This window comes from Arcanobacterium buesumense (assembly GCF_012563545.1).
Lineage (GTDB): Bacteria > Actinomycetota > Actinomycetes > Actinomycetales > Actinomycetaceae > Arcanobacterium > Arcanobacterium buesumense.
Window position 1 is genome coordinate 463,115 of sequence record NZ_CP050804.1, and the last position, 19,505, is coordinate 482,619.

Annotated in this window: 18 protein-coding genes; 9 read left to right on the plus strand and 9 right to left on the minus strand. The window is 48.0% G+C overall.

What is annotated here, in order from left to right:
* Positions 1-54 precede the first annotated feature (54 nt).
* The 7 genes from HC352_RS02055 (at position 55) to HC352_RS02085 (ending at position 7,383) form a co-directional block, all read left to right on the plus strand.
* A complete protein-coding gene (locus HC352_RS02055) occupies positions 55-534 on the plus strand; it encodes a pyrimidine dimer DNA glycosylase/endonuclease V (protein WP_168917360.1) in 480 nt (159 codons plus the stop codon).
* Between the two features lie 90 nt (positions 535-624).
* Positions 625-1,653 (plus strand): lipid II:glycine glycyltransferase FemX, encoded by a 1,029-nt coding sequence (locus tag HC352_RS02060; protein WP_168917361.1) that lies wholly within the window; start codon positions 625-627, stop codon positions 1,651-1,653.
* 125 nt (positions 1,654-1,778) lie between these two features.
* Positions 1,779-2,816, plus strand: a complete 1,038-nt coding sequence (locus HC352_RS02065; protein WP_168917362.1) for a lipid II:glycine glycyltransferase FemX — start codon at positions 1,779-1,781, stop codon at positions 2,814-2,816.
* Between the two features lie 54 nt (positions 2,817-2,870).
* Positions 2,871-3,902, plus strand: coding sequence for a lipid II:glycine glycyltransferase FemX (locus HC352_RS02070; protein ID WP_168917363.1), 1,032 nt, complete (start codon positions 2,871-2,873; stop codon positions 3,900-3,902).
* Positions 3,903-3,997: 95 nt separating this feature from the next.
* Complete coding sequence (locus HC352_RS02075) at positions 3,998-4,528, plus strand: PadR family transcriptional regulator (RefSeq protein ID WP_168917364.1); 531 nt, start codon at positions 3,998-4,000, stop codon at positions 4,526-4,528.
* Positions 4,516-5,181, plus strand: coding sequence for an ABC transporter ATP-binding protein (locus tag HC352_RS02080; RefSeq protein WP_168917365.1), 666 nt, complete (start codon positions 4,516-4,518; stop codon positions 5,179-5,181). Before HC352_RS02075 ends, HC352_RS02080 begins: the two co-directional genes overlap by 13 nt.
* Before the next feature lie 3 nt (positions 5,182-5,184).
* Complete coding sequence (locus HC352_RS02085; RefSeq protein WP_168917366.1) at positions 5,185-7,383, plus strand: FtsX-like permease family protein; 2,199 nt, start codon at positions 5,185-5,187, stop codon at positions 7,381-7,383.
* A 5-nt stretch (positions 7,384-7,388) separates the two neighbouring features.
* On the opposite strand, the gene HC352_RS02090 is transcribed toward HC352_RS02085, so the two are convergent.
* The 4 genes from HC352_RS02090 to HC352_RS02105 are packed head-to-tail and all read right to left on the minus strand — an operon-like array spanning position 7,389 to position 9,897.
* Complete coding sequence (locus HC352_RS02090) at positions 7,389-8,060, minus strand: FMN-binding negative transcriptional regulator (RefSeq protein WP_168917367.1); 672 nt, start codon at positions 8,058-8,060, stop codon at positions 7,389-7,391.
* Between the two features lie 4 nt (positions 8,061-8,064).
* The gene (locus HC352_RS02095; protein ID WP_168917368.1) at positions 8,065-8,604 is read right to left on the minus strand and encodes a dihydrofolate reductase; all 540 of its coding nucleotides are present in this window, start codon (positions 8,602-8,604) and stop codon (positions 8,065-8,067) included.
* Positions 8,601-9,401, minus strand: coding sequence for a thymidylate synthase (locus tag HC352_RS02100; protein ID WP_168917369.1), 801 nt, complete (start codon positions 9,399-9,401; stop codon positions 8,601-8,603). The genes HC352_RS02095 and HC352_RS02100 overlap by 4 nt, the downstream gene beginning before the upstream one ends.
* Positions 9,394-9,897 (minus strand): DUF2505 domain-containing protein, encoded by a 504-nt coding sequence (locus tag HC352_RS02105; protein WP_168917370.1) that lies wholly within the window; start codon positions 9,895-9,897, stop codon positions 9,394-9,396. The genes HC352_RS02100 and HC352_RS02105 overlap by 8 nt, the downstream gene beginning before the upstream one ends.
* Positions 9,898-9,934: 37 nt before the next feature.
* Here HC352_RS02105 and HC352_RS02110 point away from each other — a divergent pair, with 37 nt between their 5' ends.
* Positions 9,935-11,359 (plus strand): sensor histidine kinase, encoded by a 1,425-nt coding sequence (locus tag HC352_RS02110; RefSeq protein ID WP_168917371.1) that lies wholly within the window; start codon positions 9,935-9,937, stop codon positions 11,357-11,359.
* 65 nt (positions 11,360-11,424) lie between these two features.
* On the opposite strand, the gene HC352_RS02115 is transcribed toward HC352_RS02110, so the two are convergent.
* From HC352_RS02115 to HC352_RS02135, 5 genes are all read right to left on the minus strand, one after another.
* Complete coding sequence (locus HC352_RS02115) at positions 11,425-11,673, minus strand: WhiB family transcriptional regulator (protein ID WP_168917372.1); 249 nt, start codon at positions 11,671-11,673, stop codon at positions 11,425-11,427.
* A gap of 100 nt (positions 11,674-11,773) precedes the next feature.
* Positions 11,774-14,326, minus strand: coding sequence for an FtsX-like permease family protein (locus HC352_RS02120; protein ID WP_168917373.1), 2,553 nt, complete (start codon positions 14,324-14,326; stop codon positions 11,774-11,776).
* Positions 14,326-15,054: an ABC transporter ATP-binding protein gene (locus HC352_RS02125; RefSeq protein ID WP_211080694.1), complete on the minus strand. Its 729-nt coding sequence runs from the start codon at positions 15,052-15,054 to the stop codon at positions 14,326-14,328. Before HC352_RS02125 ends, HC352_RS02120 begins: the two co-directional genes overlap by 1 nt.
* A 5-nt stretch (positions 15,055-15,059) precedes the next feature.
* A complete protein-coding gene (locus HC352_RS02130; protein WP_168917375.1) occupies positions 15,060-15,752 on the minus strand; it encodes a response regulator in 693 nt (230 codons plus the stop codon).
* Complete coding sequence (locus tag HC352_RS02135; protein WP_211080695.1) at positions 15,752-16,939, minus strand: sensor histidine kinase; 1,188 nt, start codon at positions 16,937-16,939, stop codon at positions 15,752-15,754. Before HC352_RS02135 ends, HC352_RS02130 begins: the two co-directional genes overlap by 1 nt.
* A gap of 37 nt (positions 16,940-16,976) precedes the next feature.
* Between HC352_RS02135 and HC352_RS02140 the strand changes: the two genes are divergently transcribed.
* Positions 16,977-19,502 carry an NAD-dependent DNA ligase LigA gene (locus HC352_RS02140; RefSeq protein ID WP_247645212.1) on the plus strand — a complete coding sequence of 842 codons (2,526 nt, stop codon included), beginning with the start codon at positions 16,977-16,979 and terminating at the stop codon, positions 19,500-19,502.
* The last annotated feature ends 3 nt before the right edge of the window (positions 19,503-19,505 follow it).

Below are 19,505 nucleotides of genomic sequence, written 5' to 3' on the forward strand. Positions count from 1 at the left end.
TTAATACTTGTTGCTAGTTTAGCTATGGTTTGCAGCTAGGGAGAAGGTGGTTTTGTGCGTTTATGGAGTTTAGATCCAAGCCATTTGGATAGGGCGGCATTAGTTGCTGGTTGGCGTGAGGGGCTATTGGCACAAAAAGTGCTTGCTGGCTTGACCAAAGGATATCAGCACCATCCGCAGCTCGAGAGATTTCGGGCCCAAGATGATCCGATGGCTGCTATTGGCGCTTGGCTAGCTGGACTCCATGAAGATGCTACTCGGCGTGGATACGCATTTGATGCTACAAAAATTACTTTCCCACCGCGGGTGATAACTAACATTCAAGTACCAGTTACGTCTGGACAGTTGGCGTACGAGGCTCAATGGTTACGAGCTAAAATTGAACGACGTGCACCACAGTTATTGCATCATGAGCCGTGGGTCAGTGGTAAATTTCGGACTCATCCGATTTTCGTCCTCACTGCAGGTGACGTGGAGGGGTGGGAAAGGAATTCGAAAGATGAGAATCCCTGTGGCTTATTTGACGATAGATAATTTATGCTTATATCGTTTTACTTATTCACTTGTAGGGTAAAATAATCACACGTGCAGTGGAGATTGCCTACTTAGAGAGCTAATTTAACTATGCCTACTTTTAATAGTTCCCATTCGGATTATGCTGTGCTGGCTGAGCGTTATGAGGATTTTGTGGGTTCAAGCCCGTATGGGACTTTTATGCAAAGTGTTGGTTGGGCGCAGGTGAAGAATAATTGGGATGCGGACTATGTTTATGTAGAAGATGAAGCTGGCAATATTAAGGCTGCCATGAGTTTGTTGTCTATTTCGAATGATGGTGGGCGGTCGTCGTTTACTTATGGTCCGGGTGCTCCGGTGTGTGACTTTTCTGATCGGGAATTGGTTGAGGAACTGATTGCTGAAGCTGAACCAGTATTGCGTCAGCGTCATTCATTTTTACTGCGCCTAGGAGTTTTCCAACCTTGGAATCGTGGACTCATCGAGCTTTGGCAGGATTCCCCTTATGTTGTGCGTAGCCAAGAACTACTTCCACGAGTTTTTACTAATCCACGGACGGAAATGGTTTTAGATCTTGCTGATTTCGATGCTGTAGATCCACTTGCTAGTTTTTCATCTAAAACTCGAAATAAGATTCGCAAGGCCGGAAAAAATGGTGTTAGTACTCGCTATGTGACTGTGGATTCATCAGATTACTACCATGTTTTGGATGAGTTTTATCGCCTCATTGAGATTATGGCGCAACGGCATGGTATTTCGCATCGGCCTTACGTTTATTTTGACAGGCTTATACGCGCTTATCCGAATGCTCGGTTATGGATAAGTGAACATGAATCAGGACAAGTATTAGCAGCGTGTATTGTTATTAGCTACAACCAGGTAGCAAGCTATGTTTACTCCGCATCTTCTGATCTTATGCGCCATCATCGGGCAACCTACCAGATGAACTATGAAGCTATTGCGCAAGCGGTTAGTGAGGGAATGTGCTCGTATAACATGGGTGGGATTTTAGCAGTTGATCCGACAGAAGGCTTGTATCAGTTCAAAGAGAGCTTTACTGGAAAAACTGGGGTGCGAGAATATTTTGGTGAGCTAGATATTATTCGGGATCACGCAGGCTATGGCCAGTTCACTGCATAAATAATCAGCTGAATATCTAGATAGATTTTCGGATGCTGAGCGGAAAAGCTAAATTAACGTCAGTGCCGTCTGTGTTAAAATATCTTTGTATTTTTAGTTTTATTTCCAAAGAAAGCTAACTTATTATGCCTACTTTTAATAGTTCCCATTCGGATTATGCTGTGCTGGCTGAGCGTTATGAGGATTTTGTGGGTTCAAGCCCGTATGGGACTTTTATGCAAAGTGTTGGTTGGGCGCAGGTGAAGAATAATTGGGATGCGGACTATGTTTATGTAGAAGATGAAGCTGGCAATATTAAGGCTGCCATGAGTTTGTTGTCTATTTCGAATGATGGTGGGCGGTCGTCGTTTACTTATGGTCCGGGTGCTCCGGTGTGTGACTTTTCTGATCGGGAATTGGTTGAGGAACTGATTGCTGAAGCTGAACCAGTTCTACAGGATCGGCACTCTTTTGTACTGCGCCTTGGGAGCTTTGAGTTGTGGAACCAAGAGTTGGTAGATATCTGGCGGGCATCATCATATATCATGCGATCGTCGGAATCCGCTCGAGGATCTTTTACCAATCCACAACTTGTCATGGTTTTAGATCTCGATAAGATTGACGAAGAAGATCCTATGATTTCTTTCCCTGCTAGCGTACGAAATAAGATTCGCAAAGGGGAGAAAAATGGAGTTGCAACACGATTCGTCACTGTTGATTCTCCCGATTATCGTGACGTTTTAGATAAGTTTTATCAGCTTATTGAAACCATGGCAGAGCGTCAAGGTATTCCGCATCGCCCGTATGACTATTATGATCGAATGATGCATGCCTTCCCTCAAGCACGGTTGTGGATTACCGAGCATGTTTCCGGTAAAGCACTAGCCGGAAGTTTAGGCGTGACATACAATCGGGCCGCCAGTGATGTTTATGAGGCGTCCTCGAACGATATGCGACAGACTCGTCCAAGTTTTCAGATGAATTATGAAGCTATCGCTCAAGCGAAACGCGATGGCGTGGATATTTACGATATGGGCGGAATTTACACAGCTGATCTCAGTGATGGTTTGTATAACTTCAAGGAGCGGATCTGTGGTCCAGATGGCGTTCGTGAGTATGTTGGTGAGCTCGATGTCGTGCGCAACCAGGAAAAATATCATGAGTTTATGGCGAAGTGGATGTAGTACACCAAGCTTGTGTTACGGATACCTTCCAGATAAAAGTTAGGGTGGTTTAATATGCCTACTTTTAATAGTTCCCATTCGGATTATGCTGTGCTGGCTGAGCGTTATGAGGATTTTGTGGGTTCAAGCCCGTATGGGACTTTTATGCAAAGTGTTGGTTGGGCGCAGGTGAAGAATAATTGGGATGCGGACTATGTTTATGTAGAAGATGAAGCTGGCAATATTAAGGCTGCCATGAGTTTGTTGTCTATTTCGAATGATGGTGGGCGGTCGTCGTTTACTTATGGTCCGGGTGCTCCGGTGTGTGACTTTTCTGATCGGGAATTGGTTGAGGAACTGATTGCTGAAGCTGAACCAGTATTGCGTCAGCGTCATTCATTTTTACTGCGTTTAGGTGTGTTTCAGTCCTGGCGGCAAGAGCTGGTAGCTTTATGGCAAGCGTCAGATTATATCATTCGCCCGGATGAAAATAGTAAAGGACGTTTTTCAAATCCCCGCACTATGATGGTTGTTGATTTATCGGCCATCGATCTCGATAAGCCGATGATGACTTTTTCTTCTAGTGTGCGAAACAAGATCCGCAAAGGGGAGAAAAATGGTGTTAGTACTCGCTATGTGACTGTGGATTCATCAGATTACTACCATGTTTTGGATGAGTTTTATCGCCTCATTGAGATTATGGCGCAACGGCATGGTATTTCGCATCGTCCGTATGACTATTATGATCGGATGATGCATGCCTTCCCTCAAGCACGGTTGTGGATTACTGAGCATGAATCAGGTTTGGCCTTATCTGCTTGTTTAGTTATTAGCTATGGTGATACGGCTACCTATGTATATGCCGCCTCGTCAAATGATATGCGGCAAACACGGCCAAGTTACCAAATGAATTATGAGGCTATTGTGCAGGCGAAGCGTGACGGTATGAGTCGCTACGATATGGGTGGCGTGCCACTTGTTGATTTAAGTGATGGGCTATATCGGTTTAAAGAGCGGTTTTGTGGTCCTGATGGGGTGTTCGAAACAATCGGTGAGCTTGATGTAGTCCGTGATGAGAGTTTGTATAGTCGTTTCATCGGAGCATAGAAATCTTTCCTTTTTATAACTTGTTGACTTCTTAATTACCGCGACTATACACTGAGTGACTAGAAGAACTAGTCACTCAGTGTATAGGGGGTTGTATGGAAGTCCAGTACGCATTCCTTGGTCTGCTCACCCAAGAACCAAATTACGGCTATGAGTTGAAAAAACTATACGATCAGCTGTTCGCTGGCGACAAACCAATTTTGCCTGGCCAAGTCTATTCCACTTTGGCTCGCCTCCTCCGCGACGCCAAAGTGATCGAAGTTGACGACGACGGCGCATCCAACGGACCTAGTCGTACCAGATACGCCCTCACCCCAGCCGGCCGCAACGCCGTCGTCGAATGGTTGGGAAAACCAGAAATGCCTTCCCCAACGCTCCAAGCAACCATGTACGGTAAAACAGTCCTCGCGCTCATCGTCGAAGGCGATGCTGCTCCCTACCTACGTGCCCAACGCAAACTGCATCTCGAACGCATGCGTGACCTTACCCGGCGTAAAAAAGACGCACCGATGGCCGAAAAACTCCTTCTCGACAACGCAATTTTTCATATCGAAGCAGACCTGCGCTGGATCGAACTTGCCAGTGCACGACTCGGAAAACTCAAGGAAGAGCTATGTCTGAAATAATCCTCACCGCCCGCGATCTGACCAAAACATACGGCACAACTCGCGCTATGCGTGGAATATCACTCGACGTCACGCGCGGCGAAGCCCTTGCTATTATGGGGCCATCTGGCTCCGGAAAATCTACCTTGCTCCACGCCCTAGCCGGTATCGAACTCCCTGATTCCGGAACAATCCAGGTCAACGGACGTGAACTCACCACCATGAGCGAATCGGAACGCACAATACTGCGCCGGCGCGACTTCGGCTTCGTTTTCCAATTCTCCCAACTCGTCCCTGAACTCACCGCACGTGACAATGTTGCCGTGCCACTCCTGCTCGACGGCAAATCAAAATCCAAAGCTTACTATGAGGCCGATAAATGGTTAGACACCGTCGGATTGCTCGAACACGCAACCGCGTTGCCTGGTCAGCTTTCCGGTGGCGAAGCTCAACGAATCGCTATCGCCCGCGCCCTGTGCCCGAAACCATCCATCCTTTTCGCCGACGAACCTACCGGGTCCCTCGATTCGCTCAACTCCGAAACCGTGATGACCATGTTTATGGATATTGCTCGAACAACCGGGATGACTGTCATTATGGTCACCCATGAGCCACTGATCGCTGCCTATGCCGATCGGGAAGTCGTTGTGCGTGACGGCCTGCTGGAGGGATAAACAATGTATCTATCGTGGACACTCCTGCGCACCTCTCTCGCACATACTAAAGGGCGCCTCTCGCTGATCGCCGGGGCAGTGGCACTCGGTGTCATGCTCTTGCTGACTGCTGCCTCATTTAATAATGCGCTATCTGTGGACTCGCCGTCGTTATGGTTACGAAGTATCGGTGATGAAATGGATGCCCAAGAAGGCGGCCGCCTGGCACCTGATCCAGCCAATTCTGTGCGGGTAACAAAAGATGACTTCAACCCGCTCATGAAAGTCGGCGCCAGTGAGATCCGCGGCGTCATAGTCGATTCCACGGCCACCGTGAACGCCCCAGAACTCTACGATATAACGTGGCCAGCTCCTGGAGAATATCTCGTTTCAGCTGGGGTGCGAACTCTGATGGAAGAGCATCCGGAATATCAACTTCACGATCGCTTTGGGGTAACCGATATCGGAAATCTGCCTCAGGAATTAACGGCCGGCCCAGACGATCTGTTCGTTATCCGCGGTGCACACTTTGGCGATACCGGGGTAGTAATCTCTGATTTTTCCCAAGCACCACCAGAATCGATCAAAGTCAGTGTTGTTATTATGTACCTCGGGCTGATCGTTATTCTCTTCCCCGTTTTGCTATTGATCTCTATCTCAGCCACCCTCGGCAGTGTGCAACGCGAACAACGCTATGCTGCACTGCGGCTCGTCGGTGCCACCAGCGGGCAAGTTGTGCGAATACTAGTCATGGAAGCACTGGTTGGTGCAGTGATCGGCTACATAATTGGACTAGCACTATTTTTGGCAGTGCGCCCCATCTTCCCAACCATTCGGATTGACGGCATGCGATTGTGGGCAAACAACTTTGCGATTACCCCGCTCCAAGCAGGTATCGTTGCCATTGCAGCTACTGTCTTAGTGGTCCTTGCCCACGGCTGGGGTATGCGCCACATCCATGTGTCACCATTAGGGGTCATACGCCGGCAGACCGCCACCGGCAAACCACATTGGTTACGGCTCCTACCGCTTGCAGTGAGCATTGGCGTGATCGCCTACGAATATGCGGTTGTAGACTACAATTCTGGCGTTGTTAATGATTCATATATTTTGATGGGAGCCGTTATTGGCGTGATGGCCGGCTTAGTGATCGCTAGTGCGTGGCTAACCTATAGCGTGGCACGGATCAGTGCTCGCTGGGCCCGCTCTGCACCAACGATTATTGGCCTGACGTATGTCAAAGCGCATGCTTCACGGATCTCACGTTCAGTTTCCGGTGTGGTACTCGCAGTTTTCGCCGGTTCCTTCTTCCTGACTGCCGTGTCCCAAACAGATGATGTTTTTGCCCGTGCTTCGCAAACCGTCCACTCGTTGCGTCCCGGTTCGTCAGCCATTCTTGGTTTCGACGACGACGCACCGGCACAACGCCTCAACGAACTGCTACAAGCTGAACCGAGCATCGAACACAGCCATGTTTTCCCGTTTATTGCAGGATCCTGGACAGTGTTTGACTGCCAAGTAGTCAATGACTACCTTGATACTTCTTGTGCCGATGGTGTTATTGGTATCAACCTGTGGGCATCGAATACCAACGAACAAGCACAGGTTAGCGCCACTAACCTTTCAGATTTCAAGCAACACGTGGGATCGGCTTATGGTGCAGCAACCGAGGGCACCCAGTATACGGTGATGGTAAAACTCCGTGACCCAAGCCAGCTAGAACAGTTGCGTTCCCTACTAGCACGTACACATCAGTTAGAAAACAACGAAGAGTCGATATGGATTTTCTCCGCCGGTGACAAATCCTCGTTTGCTGGAGTAGATGCCATTATTTTGCTCACCTACCTGGTTTACTTCGGCATTGGAGGAACAATCGCCGTCGCAATTATATCGATGCTGGTATCAACCTATGCTGGTTTGCTTGAACGCCGTCGTTCCCTGCTCACTCTCCGGCTCAGCGGTATGCAACCCAAAAGCATTACCCGCATGATGCTCATCGAAACCGTCGGACCGTTGACGACCATGCTGGTTATCGCCGGCTCACTCGGGTTCGGTGCTGCCTGGGTGATGCTCCAGATATTCTCCTCGACCCTTGATGCTACCTTCGACCCGATCCTCCTCGCAGTCCTCATCTGTGCGTTGATCCTGGCTGGTTGTGCGATTGTCGCATTGGCCCCAGCTATGCGACGCATTACCCAACCGGCAACAAACAGACAAGAGTGAGAGGATCAGAACTCATGTTTAGCACGCAAATCTAGTGCTTTACCTACGCGCGCCTCACGGGCCTGTGCCCACGGGATAGAAATATCACGCATGAGGCGCGCGACCTCCTCCGCGCCGCCTGCTTCCATAGAATCAGCAAGGTTCGCTAAATCAGAGGAGGACAGGTTTTGATGAAGTTTGGCTTTGCCAACCACTTCAGTAACAGCAAGTTCCATTCCTACGATGGCGCTGTAGGCTCGCTGAATCCGATGGGGCTGACTATCAGCCATCGTCCATACCGGTTCGTGATGCGCAACGAGTTGTTGCCAATGTTCGTGTTTCCAGGCGTCGTCGTCGAACGTATGGAACGCGCCCCGAATATGAATCGTCACATAATCCCAACTTGGCGCGGTAGGCATAACCGATCCGGGTTTTTCTGGCGGTAAATAGTGCCCGGGAACGTGCGCGTCAGCTCCAGTGACGATCAGTAACGCATCACCAGAATCGTGAACTTGTGGATTAACTCGGTTCAGGTGTGCTTGAACAACCTGCTTGCCGTCTTTTTCAACGACGACGAACGGGACCCGCGTTGCGTTAATACCATTCTTTCCAGTAGTGATCAGTTCCCCAACGCCGATACGGCTGGCGTAAGCGAGAGCAGCTTGCGGATCGAGCATATGTTGATGAGCGACGTACATCGTATTATTTTCCGATCAATCTGGTGATCTCATACTGCGTGAGTTCGGCATCTGGGCGGGTGTAAACACTGACATAAAAGTTTAATCCAGTTTCTGACTGGTGTTCTTGCCCGCGACATTCTTTCCAGCTAGGGGGAATATGTGGAGCATAGGAGTCGGCTTCTGGAATCATGAGATCAATGTGGGTGACAACAGCGAAATCACAATGTTCTAGCATGCTGCGATAAATATGACCGCCACCAATGACCCAGCAGTATGTGTCTGTGTGCTGGTGAGCATGCGTTAGTGCGTCAGTGATATTCCTAGCGACGATGCCTCCCGAAGCAACAAACTCGGTATCAGTTGATAAGACGATATTTGTGCGTCCAGGCAACGGACGAAATCGGTCTGGTAGCGACTGCCACGTATGCCGTCCCATAATGACTGGATAGCTCATCGTAGCGCGCCGGAACAAGGCTAAGTCTTCAGGCAAATGCCATGGTATCTGCCCATTTTTGCCCAGTGCGCCGTCGTGCGCTTGAGCCCATATTGCCCCGATCTTCATACTGCAACCGGGGCAAATAATGCTCGATGGTGCTGGTAGCCATCTGCGGCAGAAATATCATCCATCGTGTAGCTGAAAATATCGGGAGCCTTTCGGAGATGAAGAGTGGGGAACGGATAAGGTTCCCGAGAGATCTGTTCGCGGACTTGCTCAAGATGGTTGAGATAGATATGGCAATCTCCACCAGTCCAGACAAACTCACCTACATCAAGATCAGCTTGTTGGGCAATCATGTGAGTGAGTAACGCATAGGAGGCAATATTAAACGGTACTCCGAGGAACAGATCGGCGGAGCGTTGATAAAGTTGGCAGGACAATTTCCCATCAGCTACATAGAACTGGAAAAAGGCATGGCATGGTTGTAATGCCATCTGATCTAAGTCCGCCACATTCCATGCGCTAACGATCATACGGCGAGAATCAGGAGTTTCTCGTAACTGCTCTATCACCCGGGAGATCTGGTCAATATGGGAACCGTCTGGAGTTGGCCAGGAACGCCACTGATATCCATATACTGGACCAAGATTTCCATCTTCGTCTGCCCACTCGTCCCAAATAGTGATGCCGTGTTCGTGAAGCCAGCCAATATTGGTATCGCCACGCAAAAACCATAAAAGTTCGCCTTTAACGGCTTTCATAGCGACAAACTTGGTGGTGATACGCGGAAAACCTTGCGCTAAATTGAAACGCATCTGGCGACCAAAAACGGAAAGTGTTCCAGTTCCAGTGCGGTCTGTTTTCCGTGTCCCATTCGCTAAAACATCGGCTAGCAAATCTTCATATTGACGATTAATCATTGTATTCTCCGCGCGCCTTAACTAATAATTCGTTAACAAGCGCAGTGTCCTTGACTAAAATCTCTGGAACCTTATTCTCGATACCACGTTCGATCATCGCCCCGGCAAATGGAACCGAAACTTTCAGCTGTAACTCCAGCTTTCCGGCAGTACCACTGTCAGTATCAACCAGTAGAATCCGAGCAGTGCACTTAACCGGAAGCTTCGTCGACACAAGATAATCAATCTGTGCGCCGGCATCGGTTACCGTCTCTACGCTCGTAATTGTCACCGTTGCGCTCTTACCCAAAAACATCGATAACTGATCAGGGATCTGATTCGGTCCAGCAACAACTGTCAGCGTAGTACGTGCCTTGCCATCAACTTCCTCGCGGACTACGTCGTAATCGGGATGTCCGACCTCCTGCAACCGCCGGAAAACCAGTTCCTCGGAGCTCAAAACCTCAAGAACCTCAGTGAGGGTTCCACCATAGTGCAGATCATGTGTGATGTTCATACTCCTATTCAACACCATTTACCTCTATTGTTAAACTGTGTCTACACTAACAAATATTTTGCAACAACGAACTGCCCTTGCGTTCGACCAACGCGAGTGGCTTCACATGCTCACTGGAGACTGGCAAATACTGGCTGATATTTTGTTTGCTGACCTATTTTTAGTCGCGACAACAGCTGACGGTCCAGTCATTGCTGCCCAAACACGTCCAGCTACCGCAACCACACTGTACGAAAGTGATGCGGTTGGTACAGTTGTGGAACGAATTTATCTCAAAGGTTTTGAAGAAGCATTAGCTACCGGAGAGGTTATTACTTGGGGTGATGATGAAGTTGAAACAACATTCATCCCGGTGTTTTACCGAGGCCATAATATTGCCGTGGTGATTGCGGTTAACGCGCTTTTCCCTGATCGGCTACTGTCTCATGCGCAACATAATTATGATTCTATTGCTCAAGATCTCGCCCGGATGATCACGACCGGAGAATTTCCGTACAGTGAAGCCCCCTCGGGTTATCGACATGGTACCCCGCGCGTCTCAGATGGTGTCATCCATTTAAATGAAGATGGGGTAGTGCTATTTGCTTCTCCTAATGCGATATCCCATTTTCGGCGTATTGGAGTTGATGAGCCGCTCCATGATCGGATCTTGGCGGAATTGGTAACTGAAAAAATTGATGATTATTCGGCAGTTGATGAGTCTTTACCAGTTGTTTTGATGGGAAGAGCTGCCTGGATGGCAGAGCTGGAATCGCATTCGGTAACAGTATCGATGCGAGCAGTTCCCTTACGGCGCGATGGTGAACGGCTCGGCGCAATGTTGCTGTGTCGCGATGTGTCAGAATTACGCCGCCAAGAAAAAGAACTTATTACAAAGGATGCAACAATACGCGAAATTCATCACCGGGTGAAGAATAATTTGCAGACAGTATCAGCGTTATTACGATTACAAGCACGGCGAGCATCCTCTGAAGAAACTCGTGCGGCATTAGAAACTGCACAACGGCGAGTATCGACGATCGCTCTTGTTCACCAACAGCTATCGCAAACTATCAACGAAGTTGTCGACTTTGATGAATTATTTATTCCGGTGTTGAAAATGGCTGTTGATATCGCAGTTAACGATGTGGTGGTCACTTCCTCGTTCACCGGCTCATTTGGGTTTGTACGCGCGGAGGCTGCTGCGGCATTGTCTGTGGTGCTCAATGAGATTATTTCCAACGCAGTTGAACACGGTTTACCTCACGGTGGGCATGTGAACGTCGATGCGTTGCGTGATGGCTACGAGCTTATCGTGACAGTGCACGACGACGGCGTTGGAATCGGTGAGAATGGACCAGGATCTGGATTAGGGACACAGATTGTTAAGACCATGGTTTCATCTGAGCTCCATGGCAGAATCACTTGGGAAAACGGTGAAGATGGCGGAACTGTTGTCACTATAACTATGCAGATGAATTAACTTGCTTTGTGGGGGCATCCGTTCGATGGAACGGATGCCCCCACAAAGCAAAAACGCGATATAAGTTATGGAACGCGATGTACTCGTACTGAACGACGTTTAAGCGAACGCCGCTCATCTTCCGATAGTGCGCCCCACACGCCGGCATCCTGATTAGTTTCTAGCGCCCATTTTAAACAAGTTTCGACGACTGTGCAGGTACGGCATATACTCTTAGCCCGTTCTACCTGTGCTAAGGCCGCGTTGGAACTACCAACCGGGAAAAATAATTCCGGATCTTCGTCCAAGCATGCAGCATGATGTCGCCAGTCCATTGGGTACTATCTACTCTCCTATAGCCATTTTTATCTCCTATGGATACCTTCGCAGTTTTTCTGGTCAGAAGAAAGAGATAACGCTGTGACGTTTGTCAGTTTAGGGATACGTCACATCCAAATACTTATCGTAAGGAATTATCCGGCGTTGATAATTAGTTCGGATAAAAACGAATGCCAACGTGAAAAATAACAGGAGCCCCACTAGCATCCCAATAGAAATAAACGGAATGAATAAATCTTCATGGTAGTGCGAGCCTAATAAATAGAACCATAGTAGTGGCATGGAGCTTAAGCCCAGCAGCGCGCCAATAATAATATGGATACAGACATATCCGAGGTTTTCAATGATATAAGAGCGTTCAAGTCGGGTAGTAGACACCCCTAAACTGAGCAGTAGTCGGGTATTATCTCGATGGTGCTCGTGATGATACGTCGTCGTCGCTAGCTGAGCAATCAGTGAAGCGATAAGCCCGTAAAAAATAAGTAACGACAAAAGAGGGATAATCCAATTTGCTCGTTCCGCACTAGTTAAAACATCGTAGCTCACCCCGGTATCGACCCGGAACGGTTCAGATAATTGTTTTGAAATAAGTGAAGAACGGAACTTAACAAAATATTTTGATAAATCAGAATGTTGAGATTCTGTAGCGCGAACCCACACTTCGTCAACTACTGGAGCAGAAGAAAGTAGTCCAAGATCAGAAAGATCCATCACAACCCACGGACTAGAAGCCGTTTTCACGCTAAACAATACTAGTGAGCCGTCATCAGCCATAAACTCAAGGGAATCCCCGGCGGTCAGACCAAGATGGGACATAACATCACGGGGAACAAAAATCGTGCCAGGCACAGGAATATCAGCATGCTCCGAAGGTGAAAAATATGCTTGAGCCTGATCAGGATCAACTGCGCGAACTCGCATATCAGTTGACTCTAGATCTGTATATCGGTTAGTTAAGGAAAGCGTCGCATGCGTAACCGGCAGAAAAGAATCAACCCCTGGATACGAGGAAATCGTAGAGATAACGCTATCGGAAATACCGCTAGGGGAGTTCTCATCTGCCGTGACTGTAATATCGTAAGGGCTCACCTTATTAGCACTATGATTAACCGAATATGACGACGAAGAGTAGGTTGTCAAAACAATCACCAACATCGCTACCCCCAACACCACAAGCCGAGAACTAAATAGCGCATGGTGGAAAACATCAGGCTTCGTACCCGGATTAGCCGAAAGGAAGAGCGCCAAGGGGTTTTGTGTACGAGTAAGAAGACGACGGAACAAGCGGGTGGCATATAAGTGCGCCACAAGACTACCAAATACCAATAATGCAACTCCCAGCAGCGCCAAAGCATCCGTGTAAGAGGACCACGAATCAATATTTTGCACATGCCTACTGGCCAATGCAGAAAATACGAGTAACGTCGTCATAAGCACTATCCCGGCAAACCAGCGGGTAGCGCGGATGAAGATCTGCGTCTTCTTCGCTGGTGGACGCACTAAAAATAAGGGTGAACCGGCGGTATGCCAGGCGCCAGAAATTGCTGCCAAACACAAGGTTGTCAGCATAATCAACATGGTTTGGATTCCAGCGAAGGCTGAGGGCCGATAATAGGGCGAAAGGAAATGATAACCGGGAATAAACTGAATAAGAAGATGCAGTAACTTACCTAAAATGTGCCCAACAAGCATTCCGGCGGTAATGGATAAAATGCCAACAAGCAATAATTGCAGTAATGCTAGCAAAAAGATATGGCTTTGGGTTGCTCCCAAACTGATCAGTATGCGGTAGTCCCCGGTACGTGAGTGCAGAATTTTACGTCCGGCAAAATAAAGGGCAGATAAGGAACCCAACGCGGGAAGAAGGAGAATGCCATGGCCAGCTCCTCGAAGATTCGATATGTAGGCGTTGATGTGTCGTAAATGTTGTTCATAAGCTTGTTCCCGGGTAACAACAACTGTACCGGGAATATCTAGCAAAGAATCTTTGAATTCTTCAATCCCTACATTTTCTTGTTTGGTAACACGTATCACAGATTTTGCGATGGGCTGTTGACCAGCTGTTTTTTCCCATAAATCACGCATATCCATGCCGGAAATTGCATTAAATAGCGAGTCGAAGCTTTCATTTAGCGGGCTGTATGAGTAGAGTCCGCGCACTACTACTTCTTTAGTAATACCATGGGTGTTTAAACATGGGATGGTAAGAATAAGCCTGTCACCAACGGTAATATCAAGAGCACGAGCAATAGCTACTGGCAGGGCAATTTCGTCAGGGTTAGTGGGATATGAGCCTTTGTAAAAATCCTCATTCCGAAAGGATTTGGGTGGAATACTACCGATTTTTACTTGAGCTGAGCCTGAGCTACTCATAACTGATCCCCATAGTGGGGTGGCGGAATAAGCTTCATTAACTGTCGGCAACTGTTCCACCTGCGTTAAAAAATCCCGTCCTGGAAGGTCGGAATTATGAACGTTAACGTCTGCGCTCGTCAACAATGCTTGGGCAGAATATGATGCGGATTGATCCGCGTATTCTTGAGCAGCTAGTCCCAAAAAAATAAACATCGTTGAGACGAGAGTGACAATAATGGGAACTAAGTACAGCCGCCAATACGCAACAACATGTTCGAAGACGAAAGCTAACATTATGACGTCCGGGTAGCAGTGTTTTCCTGTGCGTATGACAGTGAGTGGAGCGAAGGATTAACAATCATGCCAGTTGGTTCGCCGTCGAGGAATAAATGAACGTGATCTGCATACGATGCTACGAAGTTACTGTGAGTAGACATAATGATTGAAATTCCATACTCTCGACAAGAACGCCGAAGACTGTCGAGGATCATTTCAGATGATTCATGGCGTAAAAATTGTGTTGGTTCTTGAGCCAAAATAAGTTGGGACTCTTTTAAAACTGCCCGGGCAATAGCAATCCGTTGGAGAACATCGGCTGTTACTTCCATCGGATTCATAGCCAAATAGGATTGAAGATTAAAGGAGGTAATGACGTCGTCTAAAAGATCTTCATTTACTGGTAAAGACGAAATAGTGTGTGCTAGTAATAAGTTTTCTTCGATAGATAGAGTTTCGACGATGTTGTGCCGGCTAAAAACGAAAGCCACATCGGTAGCTCGCAATGTAGCAAGTTCGCTGGCTGTGCTACGCGTGACATCAACGTCACACGTTATTATGCGCCCAGAAGTGACGGGATAAAGCCCACCGATAGCTTCGATCAGCAATGATTTAGAAGAGCCATTAGGACCCAGAATTGCCGAGAATTTTCCTCTCTGAAATGTCATGGACACATTGGTTATTTCACGATCTTGTGGAGTGGCATGAGAACGAACAGAGACGTCGATTAGTTGGGCAATGGACATGATTATTAGAGCTCGATATGTCCTGGGGTTACAATGCCAGCCTCATAGGCGATGACAACTGCTTGAACTCGGTCACGGACACCTAATTTTGAAAAAATACGTGTCACGTGGGTTTTAACAGTTGCTTCTGCAACAAAAAGGTGTTTGGCAATCTCAGCATTGGTTAGTCCGCGAGCAATGAGATAGAAAACTTCGCGCTCGCGGTCCGTAAGAACATCAAGGATTTCTGGTTTACTGGCATGAATTTGGATAGATTCGCGCGCGAGGCGATCGACTAACCGACGTGTTGTTGACGGTGCGATAACCGCATCGCCTCGATAAATAGTCCGGATCGCTTCAATCATTTTTTCAGTTGGTGCATCTTTTAGCAGGAAGCCGGATGCGCCAGCTCGAATTGCTTCCATCATGTAATCATCTTCGTCGAAGGTGGTCAGAATGATGATTTTAGGGTCAACTCTGGTAGGCAGGGTGGTACGTGTAATTTCTCGGGTGGTTGTTAAACCATCCATTCCTTCCATACGGATGTCCATGAGAATAACATCAACTGCTACCGCTTGGAGGCGATTAATAGCTTGCTGGCCATCACTTGCGGAGAGAACTACTTCCATATCATCGAGTGAATCGATAACCATCGTGAGACCAGAGCGCATCAGGTCCATATCGTCAACGAGGCCAACTCGAATAATTTCCTCAGCCATTATGCTCTCCTTTCATGCGGGTTTCCATCGTAAGGGATTGTCGCACGAACAATAAAACCGCCACCGGGACGTGCCCGTGCTTCTAGTGTGCCACCAAATAGCGCTGCGCGTTCAGTCATTCCTAAAATTCCATTACCTTTTCCGTCATTAGCAACAGATGCGCCACGTCCATTATCAATCACTGATAACGTAACATCAGTTTCATGCCATTCTAGTTTTATGACGATAGCAACATTGGGGCCGCCATGTTTCATCGCATTCGTGACTGACTCTTGGCAGATGCGATACAAAACGTTCCCGATACCAGCAGGCAATGTTTGAATAGGACCGATCTGGACAAACGCGATATCAAAGCCAGACTTTTGGACGCGCGCAACAAGACTATCAATATCCTGGGTGACTGGTTGGGGAGAAAGGAGTTCTTCCTCATCGGCTGGTTCGCGCAAGACGCCAACAATCGAACGGATATCGGTTAATGCAGCCCGGCTCATATCTGCGATTGTATCGAGAGCAACGAGCGCCTTGTCAGGATCTTTACGTCCTGCGTAGCGTCCGCCATCAGCTTGAGCGATGACGACGCCGAGCGTGTGGGCAACAATATCGTGTAAATCGCGAGCAATCCTGGTGCGTTCACGAACGACAGCACCACGTTGATTTTCCTCAGTTTCTTGTTGTAAAAGGTGTTGTGTGACATCGAACTTTCGGGCTTGGGCAACCTGGGAACGGCGCGCAAATCCAGCCAGTGTTGTGGTTCCAATAAGACCGAGGAGTGCGATGAAAAAGATGATGTCATGCCATGAATGACGCGGCAGGTGTTGAACCCAAAGAAATGCTAGCGCGCCAACGGCTGAGAGAATAACGAGGACGGCTAGGGCAATTCTTGCTTGGGTGGCAGCTGAATAAATCATGATAAGAACAACAACGTCGGCCACCATTAAAACACCGGGAAAAAATATACATCGGCATAAAAGGAAAAAGATAAACAGAATATGGGCGGATGTGGGATCGGAACGACGAATAAGAATATTGACAGCACACGCAACGCTTAACAGCCACAACAACAGAATTTGCAAGGAGGATAACAACGAAAAAGAGGTTAACAGTGGTATACAACCCGTTAAGCCAATAAAGCTCGCTAAGGTGATGTCCGAGCTGTGCGGAAAAGTGTTCGTTGGTTCTTCGGTCATACCATTTAGGATACGTGTTTTTAGGTACGATGGATACGTGGATGCAAAGAATTTTGAAGAGGCGCAAAAAAGTTGGCAAACGTTAGCGCCGAAGTTATTACATGCGCAAGAAGTCTACTATTCAACTGGTGAAATGGTCATGGTTGATGCGACTTACGATACCTATATGCGTCAGTTGCGGGAACTAGAAGAGCGCTTTCCGCAGTTATGGTCTCCGGATTCACCATCCACTAAAGTTGGTGCCAAACCGTCGCGAACTAATGTACCAGCTGTGCGTCATGCCCAGCGCATGTATTCTCTGCAAGATGTTTTTTCGCGTGAAGAACTTGCTGAATGGATGGCTAATGTTGGTCATGATTTGCCTGAGGGTGCGCAGTTTTCGGTAGAAGTGAAGATTGATGGTTTAGCTGTCAACTTAACCTATCGTCAGGGTCTTTTAGTGCAGGCAGCCACTCGTGGAGATGGAGTGACCGGTGAAGACATCACCAGAAATGTCGCAGCAATTTCGACTATCCCGCAACGTCTTTCTGGAGAGCATATTCCTGAGCTGGTAGAGATCCGTGGCGAAATTTTTTTCCCGGTTGCTCAGTTCCTTGAATATAATCAGAAAGTTGACCAGCGCAATAAACTCATCGATGAAAAGAATCAGTTAATTGCCGAGGCTAACAAAGAAATCGCCATTGAGAATCGGCGCATTCGTCAAGCTAATGCAACACTTGCCGAACATGAGCGGAAGGCTGAACGTCCAACGAAGCGTCGGGAAGCGCATATTAAGCCTTTCGTTAACCCACGCAATGCTGCCTCCGGTACGATGCGCCAAGATGATTCAGGATCGCTTGCCTTACGTTCACTGGACTTTATTGCCCACGGTATCGGTGAATTACGTGGAGTCGACGACGATTTACGTGCCACATTAGGGCACCAAGAAGGCGTGTACCAAACGTTTAAGGCGTGGGGATTGCCGGTTTCTGATGCAACTCAAATATGTACTACCTTGGCGCAAATCAATGATTATCTTGATAAATATCAGCACGCGCGTGATTCGTTACCATTTGAATTTGATGGCGTTGTAATAAAAATTGATGATCGGCGTATTCAAGAAGAGCTAGGCTACACAACACGTGTGCCACGCTGGGCTGTTGCTTACAAGTTTCCACCCACTGAAGTACAAACTCGGCTTCTAGATATTCGGGTACAAGTTGGACGCACCGGACGAGTGACTCCCTATGCGGTAATGGAACCGGTATTTGTTGATGGTTCGACTGTTTCGCAAGCAACTTTACACAACCCCTCAGAAGTGGCTCGTAAAGGCGTCAAAATTGGTGACATCGTCGTCGTACGCAAAGCAGGAGATATTATTCCGGAAGTGGTCGGTCCAATTGAAAGCGAACGCGATGGCACCGAAGTTGACTTTGTTATGCCCACTCAATGCCCAGACTGTGGTGCACCGATAGCCGCTATATCGGAAGGTGACGTTGATCTACGATGCACGAACCAACAATCATGTCCCGCCCAGCTGACTCAACGAGTAGCTCATATCGGTTCGCGTGGGGGATTAGATATTGAAGGCTTAGGAGAAGAATCCGCAGCATGGCTATGCCAGCCGGATAAAAACCGGCCGGACGCCTTAATGGCCTTAGCCACCGGTCATACTCTTATCGTAGAAGATAGCAATGGTCGAACACGCAAAATTTTCTTGACCTTCGCTCAACGCCAAGAACGAGAAATTGTCGATGCTCACGGGGCTATTGTGGACCATCAAGATATTATTTCACCGCGGCTCCAAAAAGAACTTGAAATCCCGGCGCAGCAAACTCCGATTCTGAGCACCGAAGCAGACCTCTTCCACCTTCAGGCTGATCAAGCACGTGATGTTTGGGTTTGGCAGCCAGAAAAATCTCGGGGTGAAGTGACAGGGAATTGGAAATATGTCCGCGCTGCATGGACTAAACCACAGTGGAGCGGCGCTGGGGATAAGCGTACAATCGTTAAACCATCCGTACCGGCAAAACCACTGTTAACCATGCTGGACGAAATAGAAAAGGCAAAAACTAAAGATTTGTGGCGCAAAATAGTCGCGCTCAATATTCGCCACGTTGGGCCAGTTGCTGCAAGGGCATTGTCCGATGAATTTGAATCTCTGGATGCGATGCGCGCAGCGTCGCTAGAATCACTTGCACAAGTAGACGGCGTTGGCACGATCATCGCTTCATCTTTCTTGTCGTGGTTTGACCAATCATGGCATGAGGAGATTGTTACGCGATGGACCGAGGCTGGGGTAACGTTTACCCATTGTAAGCCTACGGCCGAGGTTAATCAAACACTGGCCGGGCTCACTATTGTTGCTACCGGCAGTCTAGAACACTTCACCCGTGACGGGATTAACGAAGCGATTAATGCTGCGGGAGGAAAAGCAACCGGTTCAGTTTCTGCGAAAACAGACTTCGTCGTCGCCGGACCTGGTGCTGGTTCTAAAGCTACAAAAGCAAGCAACCTCGGGATTCGGATCTTAACCGAAGAACAATTCCGCGAATTATTAGCAACGGGCATCGCTCCGCAGTGAGCT